General features: G+C 68.5%; 4 protein-coding genes and 1 tRNA gene. 1 reads left to right on the top strand and 4 read right to left on the bottom strand.

Translation table 11 applies throughout. The annotated features are described in order from the left end of the window. Nucleotides 1-1,441: dynamin family protein (locus tag ACFU99_RS27610; RefSeq protein ID WP_384396918.1), on the bottom strand; the 1,441-nt coding region annotated here is incomplete at its 3' end. A 301-nt stretch (nt 1,442-1,742) separates the two neighbouring features. Here ACFU99_RS27610 and ACFU99_RS27615 point away from each other — a divergent pair. Next, nucleotides 1,743-1,815, top strand: a tRNA-Arg gene (locus tag ACFU99_RS27615). 547 nt (nt 1,816-2,362) lie between these two features. Here the strand turns inward: ACFU99_RS27615 and ACFU99_RS27620 are convergent. From ACFU99_RS27620 to ACFU99_RS27630, 3 genes are all read right to left on the bottom strand, one after another. Beyond that, nucleotides 2,363-3,958 carry a S1 family peptidase gene (locus tag ACFU99_RS27620; RefSeq protein WP_384396909.1) on the bottom strand — a complete coding sequence of 532 codons (1,596 nt, stop codon included), beginning with the start codon at nt 3,956-3,958 and terminating at the stop codon, nt 2,363-2,365. Between the two features lie 104 nt (nt 3,959-4,062). Next, nucleotides 4,063-4,272 carry a hypothetical protein gene (locus ACFU99_RS27625; RefSeq protein WP_384396912.1) on the bottom strand — a complete coding sequence of 70 codons (210 nt, stop codon included), beginning with the start codon at nt 4,270-4,272 and terminating at the stop codon, nt 4,063-4,065. A 455-nt stretch (nt 4,273-4,727) separates the two neighbouring features. Continuing rightward, the coding region (locus ACFU99_RS27630) for an ALF repeat-containing protein (protein ID WP_384396915.1) at nt 4,728-6,760 on the bottom strand (2,033 nt) is incomplete at its 5' end.

Genomic DNA, 6,760 nt, shown 5'->3' on the forward strand with positions numbered 1-6,760 from the left:
GGAGCGCGGCGGCGAGCAGGGCGGCGATCTGTTCGGGGTCGGCCGCGGCGGGCCGCTCGGCGGCGCGTACCTCTTCCTCCGCGGTCTCCTCCACGCACCGCCGCCAGCGCCGGACGGCGACGCCGACGCGGTCCGCGGCGCCTCGGGGGTCGCGGGGCGCGAGCGCGGAGGCGGCAGCGGCGGCCCCCTTGCGGAGCGTTCCCGCGTCCTCCGTCTCCTCCACGTGTTCGTCCGCGGCGGCGGCAGCGCAGCACAGGAGCGCGGCCAGGGACTCGGTGAGGGCGGCGAGGAGTTCTCCGGGGGCGCTGTCCCGGGGGTGGCCGCGCCAGTGGGTCAGCGCGTCGCCCGCGAGCGTCTCGCCGGCCGCGATCTCCCGACGCACCCGTTCGCCGGCCGCCTCGTAGGCCTTCTCGACGCGCTGCATCAGCCGAACGGCGGCGGCGTGCTGGGCGGCGGAGGCTCCGGCGAGGGCGGGCATCCGGGACCGCAGCGAGGCGACGACCCCGGCGGCGGTACGGGCCGCGGCGGCCGTACGGGCCTCGGGGTCCTGGGCGCGGTGGGTGAGCCAGGCGCGGAGCGCTGCCACGGCGGTGGCGGGCAGGAGCCCGCTGCCGCCGCCCGCGGACTCGGGGAGCTCGGGGATGGTGAAGCGGGGTACGGAGCCGAGCCCGGCGGCCGCCAGCATCGCCGCGTACTGCCGCGACACGTCGGCCGCCACCTGGTGCGGCACCCGGTCCAGGACGGTGACGAGGGTGACGTCGTACTCCTTGGCGGTGCGCAGCAGGTGCCAGGGCACGGCGTCCGCGTACCGGGTGGCGGTGGTGACGAGCACCCAGATGTCGGCGGCGCAGATCAGCTCGGCGGCGAGTTCGCGGTTGCGGGCGACGAGGGAGTCGATGTCGGGCGCGTCGAGGAGGGCGAGGCCGCGGGGCAGGGCGGCGTCGGTCTCGATGCGCAGCGCGGGCGGCGAGCCGTCCTCCTCGTACGCGCCGTCGCCGCCCTCGTCCGGCTCCGGCTCCGGCTCCCGCCGCCGTGCTTCTCCTCGCCCGTAGGGGCCTGCCGCGTCCTGCGCGGGCATCCAGACCCGGCTCAGCTGCGGCAGCACCCGGAGCCCCGCGAACCAGTGGTGGTCGTCGGGGTGGCACACCAGTACGGGCGTACGCGTGGTCGGTCGCAACACCCCGGCCGCCGTGACCCTCCGCCCGACGAGCGAGTTGACGAGAGTGGACTTCCCGGCTCCCGTGGAGCCCCCGACGACGGCGAGCAGCGGCGCTTCGGGGGCGCGCAGCCGGGGCACCAGGTAGTCGTCGAGCTGCGCCAACAGCTCGACGCGGCTGAGGCGCGCGCGGGCCGCGCCTGGAAGGGGGAGCGGGAAGCGTGCGGCGTCTACACGGTCACGCAGTGCGGACAGTGCGTCGAGCAGTCGGGGCCGTACGTCCAAGGTCGCCACATGTGCAGAATGCCCAATTTCGTTGGGTTTTTGAAGCGTATGGCCATCGGTGCGCGAGGCGTGGCGAGTGGGGCTCAGGCATAACGAGTACACAACACCCGCCGCCTGAGGCGTGAAAAACGATGCAGAATTCGTACCTGCCTGCGATTATCGGGACCGCTTCACCGAACCTCCACAACGTGTCACGGAGGTGAAGCAACCGGGACGAGGTGCACGAAGCCCTATCCTTGTCCCCGGCAAGGTCACGGCACCACCGAGCCCGGGGCTTCAGCTGTCCGAGACCGTCATACCGGCCCCCGTAGCTCAGTGGATAGAGCAGGCGCCTTCTAAGCGCTTGGCCGCAGGTTCGAGTCCTGCCGGGGGCGCAACCACTCCCTCACCTGGGAAAATACCGGTGAGGGTGTGTGGGCGCCGTAAGCTCCAGGCGGCTCGCGCAACTAACCGCAAGCTGATTCGAACAGTTCGCCGACACCCTTGACGCGACGGCACTCGCCGAGGCTCGGAGGCTGCGCCATCTGTTCAAGAGACACAGAGACTCCGCCAGCCGTCCGACACCTGTCTGGAACATGACGTCGGCGTCGAACACGAACTGCCACGACCCGTACGGCCGACCGGCGGAAGCGCGTCAGTGAACAATCTGTCCGGAGCCCCGTGACACGCGGGAGCTGCCACCGGAGATCGACGGGATGAGCGTCGAACCGCTGTGCCCGTGGAGCTGGAGCAGTTGCGTGGTGGGGTCGGACCGACTCCACCACTCTCCTGCGCGGAGGCTGGCTTCAGCTCCGAGGGGCCGACTGAGCCGCCGGAGCACGTGCGCATCATCTCCTGCCGGTTGCGGCGATTCAGGGGCGTGCGCCAGGCATTCGCGCCGCCTGGCGCACGCAGGCCCGTTGTCGAGGGCGTCGTGTGTGTTCAGTTGGGGCGGTTGACGAGGGGGATGGCGTCGTGGGTGCCGTTGGCGTCGACGTGAGGGTAGTAGCCGAGGTTGCCGTTGGCCCAGCGGATGAGGATGTCGTCGGGGCGCGCGGTGGGGGTGGTGAAGGAGCCGACGGTGAGGATTTCGGCGTTCTTCCAGGGGGAGCCGACGGGGCGGATGCGGGTGCGGCCGTGGAAGCCGTTGGTGTCGACGCCGGGGAAGATGGTGGTGTCGCCGTCCTTCCAGCGGATGACCAGGTCGTCGGTCTTCTTCCCCGTGAACTCTCCGGCGCTGAGCTGTGCGGCTTCGGTCCAGGCGTCCTTGCCGGCGTCGTGGAGCTGGGTCCAGCCCTTCAGGCCCTGGGTGGAGGTGTGCGCGTACATGGAGACGGATCCGTTGTCCCACAGGACGAGGAGGTCGTCGCGCAGGGGGTTGTCGGTGTAGCGGCCGGCGGTGATCAGGCGGGCGTTCTTCCAGAACGGGTTGTCGCCGCCGGGCTCGCGCAGGACCTGTTCGTCGTGGACGCCGTTCTGGTCGAGGTGGGTGAAGGTGGAGAGCTTGCCGTTGGACCAGCGCACCGTGACGCCGTCCCTGCCGTCGGGGGCGAAGGTGCCGCCGGTGATGGCCTGGGCGCGGGTCCAGAAGCTGCCTGCCGCGGCGATCTGGTGGGTGGTGGAGAAGGGCTGCTTGGGGTCGTCGTGGTCGGCGCCCTGGTAGAGGGTGGCGGAGCCGTCCTTCCAGACGACGAAGAGGTCCATGCGGCGCTGGCCGTCGGCGGGGCTGGTGAAGTGGCCGGAGGCGAGGTAGGCGGCGTTCTGCCAGTTGGCGCGGTCCAGGAGGGTGCGGGAGGCGACGGCCTGGATCCAGCCGGCGATGTCGTCGACGCGGGCCTCGGAGGCCCCCTCGCGGGTTTCGTCCTCGTTGCCGATGCAGCCCTTCTGCCAGGAGAGACTATTGACTGCGGCCAGTTCGAGGTGGCCGTTCTTCTCTCGGAAGGCAGGGCCGCCGGCATCGCCCTTGCAGATGACGTCGGTGGCGGATTTGCCGTTGAGGCCAAGGGTGGAACCGTCTGTCGCTCCCACCGTGAACGCGCCTGAGTGCAGGCTGTTGGGCACCCACTCGGTCTTGGTGCGCCCAAAGCCGGCGACCCGCAAGTGCTCGCCTGGCTGGGGCGCGTCGGTGCCGACAGCAAGTGGGGTGACGCCGGTGACGGGTTTGGCGAGTTTGACCATCACGAGATCGCGGTCCTCGCGCGGTACGAGTTCGACGGCGTTCACCACACTGCCGGCCTTGCTCGTGAGGTCCGTCCGGCCGACGGTCACGGTGGTCTTCTGCTTGGGGGCACCAGTAGTCACCTTGGATCCCGGTGCGTCAGCGAAGCAGCTCGCCGCGGTAATTACCCACTGCTGCTCGACGAGCGCACCCGAACAGTTCCGCTGGCTGTCACCGATCTCGAGCTTCGCGGTGAACGTGGAGGCTCCGTCCTCGTCCCCCACGACAGCTTGTGCTGACGTACCGGCGAGCAAACTGATTGTAACGCTGGTTGTGAGAATCCCTGCTATCCACGCAGCACGTGAACATCTGCCGGACATAATTCTTTCCTTTTCAAAAGTGAATAGAGAATGGGTAAAGTCGAGACTCCCGAAGGCGCCCGCCCCCACCGGTAGGTGGTGGGGGCGGACTGCACCATGTTGGTTCAGGTGACGCCAAACCAACAAATCTTCACGTATCCAAGCGGATCTTCGCGCCTCTGCATCTCTTCGTCGATCCGACGCAGCACTTCCCCTTGGGAAACATTCCACGGAATAACCCGTTCGCCTTCTCGTGGGCTCATGTCGCCAGCTTTGACACCGTGGTCCAGCATGTCTCCGACGAGTTTGAGAACTGCTGCTCGCACCTCGGCCACCGCTCCAAGGACGGCGATGCGGGCAAGGCCCGGCGCGCGCCCCGCCGCGACGCGAGGACTATAACCGGGCAATCAGGACAGCATGCGCCCCGCTCCGCGGAACGAGGCAGCCTCCACAGGCAGGAGCCGGGCAGCCGGAGGCGATCTTGAGATCTCCCCAAGCCGACCGGCTTCGGTACGGGGACACCCCGACTATGGGTACTGCTCACATGCGTCGGTCGCGATGTCGCGACCTAGAGACCCTCCGCAGCGCGTACTCGATGATTCGTGCCCCCAGCCCTGCGACAACTGCCCAAAGGACGAGGAGTCCCACGCCGCTCAGACTGTTGAGGCCGCCGGCGGCAGAGCTGAAGACCTCCCGGAGTATTACCAAGAGAACGAGGCTGATGACGACAGGACGCACGGGGTGCGCTGCTTCGGGGGACTCGTGAGTACCGTTGACCGTTTTCATACCTTTACCCTCGCACTGTTTGGTAGCCGTAGACGCCCAGCCCCGCCAGGGCTCCGCTGAATCCGCCGACGACGGCACCGGGAACGCAGCCGGCTTCCAGTGAGCCGAGGCAGCCGGTGATGGCGCCTCCGACCGCCCAGTCCATGGAGCTCTTGGCTGCGTTCTTCATGCCGTTCCACAGGCCGTCCCAGAAGCCGCCCCCGCCGGAGTCGGATACTCGAGCGGCAAGCTCGGGGCGGATATTGGTGTCGTCGCCGGGACTCATGCTGGAGCCCCAGTTGAACCAACCTGCCATGGTGCTGAACTGCTCAAAGCGTTCCCGGACGCTCATGTCCCAGTTGATCGTCGGCGCCTTGTCGTTGCGCGTGATGTCGGCCGGATTAACGTGATGAGCCGCATCTTCCTTGGCTTTCTGTGCGGCGCGAGCGGCTGCTTCGGCGATTTCCTGCTGCCGCTTGTTGGCCGCGATGGAGTGGGCCTGACTGGCAGCCTGTTCGGCCGTGGCTGCATCCTTGTGCGCGGCGATCGCGGCTTGGCGGGCCTTATCGGCTGCGGCTGCAGCGCTGCTGGCGGACTGGATGGCCTGAGAGGCAGAGGTTTCCGCCTGGTTGGCGGAGTAGTTGGCCTGTCGCGCCGCACCGCGCGCGGTTTTCGCGGCACTCTGAGCCTGCTGGGCTGAACGGGCCGCGTTCTGAGCGGACTTAGCAGCGTCATCAGCGTGCTGCTGGGCCTGCTGAGCATAGCCGTCGGCCTGTTTGGCGGACTGCTTGGCCTTCGCGGCCCATTGATCGGCTTCGGCTGCCGCCTCGTGGGCATTGGCAGCGGCTACGGATGCTTCCTGCGCCTGCTTCTGCGCTGTCGCCGCGGTCTTGGCGGCTGCGGCAATGGTCGACTGGATCACCGCCTCGTGAGCGGCAGCGTCCGCGTCCTGCTGGGCTGCGATGTACTGGACGCGAGTGACGAAGTCGTGCTGCATCCAGGTGGGGCCTTCGAGGGCCTCTTGCGCTGCCGCCTTGACCTGTGGTCCGCCGGTGCCCAGGAGCCCGGCGATAGCGACCCGGTCGTCCTCTGCCTGCGCTGCGGCCCGCCCAGTGAGGAGGAAGTCGTACAACGCTTTGGGACTGCCGGCGTCGATAGCCTTGTTGGCAGCCGCGGTGACTGCCTTGCCCGCGCCTTGGAGGGTAGTGGCGACCTTGACGCGGAAGTCCTCTGCCTGGGCGGTCATGAAACCCTGAGTGAGGAACTGCTTAGCCTTAGCTGGGTCACCATCCTTGAGGACGTCGGCGGCTGCAGAGGCCAGTGGGGCGCTGCCGATGGTGGAGAGGTACTGGATCCTCTCGCGATCGTCCTGCTGCAGTCCTTGCTCATAGCCGGCCTTGAGCCAAGCGGTCATGGATTCATCGGTGCCGGACAGAGCGCTCGCCGCTGCCTGCCGTGTCCACGTATCGGGCGAGCTGAGGAGATTCACGGCTGCCTTGCGCGCGATCTGGACAGCTTGACGAGGATCAGCGGTGTGCTTGGCCTGGCTGATCAGGTCTTTGGTGGTTTGGTCGGTCTGCTGCTCAGTGGTCCGCTCCTGTTGCAGCCACCACTGGTTGGCGTCCGAGGACTTCTTCAGATCTGCGGCTTCCTGCAGACCCAGCTGCAGCTCCCCGGCGATACGTGCCTTGTCAGCGTCCCGAGCGAGTGTGGCTACCTTCTCCGCTTGCGTCACGGCGTTGGTGGCGGTGTCGGCTGCTTCGCGGGCGGCTTTGGCGTGCGCGGCGGACTGGTTCGCGAAATCCTGGGACTGGCCAGCGTATTTCGCGGCCTCGTCGGCCTGCTTGGCGGCCTTTTCCGCGTGGTCGGCCGCCCTGATCGCCGCCTTCTGTGCCTCACGCGCCGCGGTGGCGGAGCTCCCGGCCAGGCGCGTGGCGCGGTCGGCGGCACCGGTCGCTGTGTCGGCGGCGCGCTGAGCACGCGCGGCGGCATTCCGTGCGGCTGCGGCCTGGGCCTTCGCGGCGCCCGCATTGCGTGCCGCGTCCGCAGAGGCGGAAG

Source organism: Streptomyces sp. NPDC057654 (genome assembly GCF_042800135.1).
GTDB lineage: Bacteria > Actinomycetota > Actinomycetes > Streptomycetales > Streptomycetaceae > Streptomyces.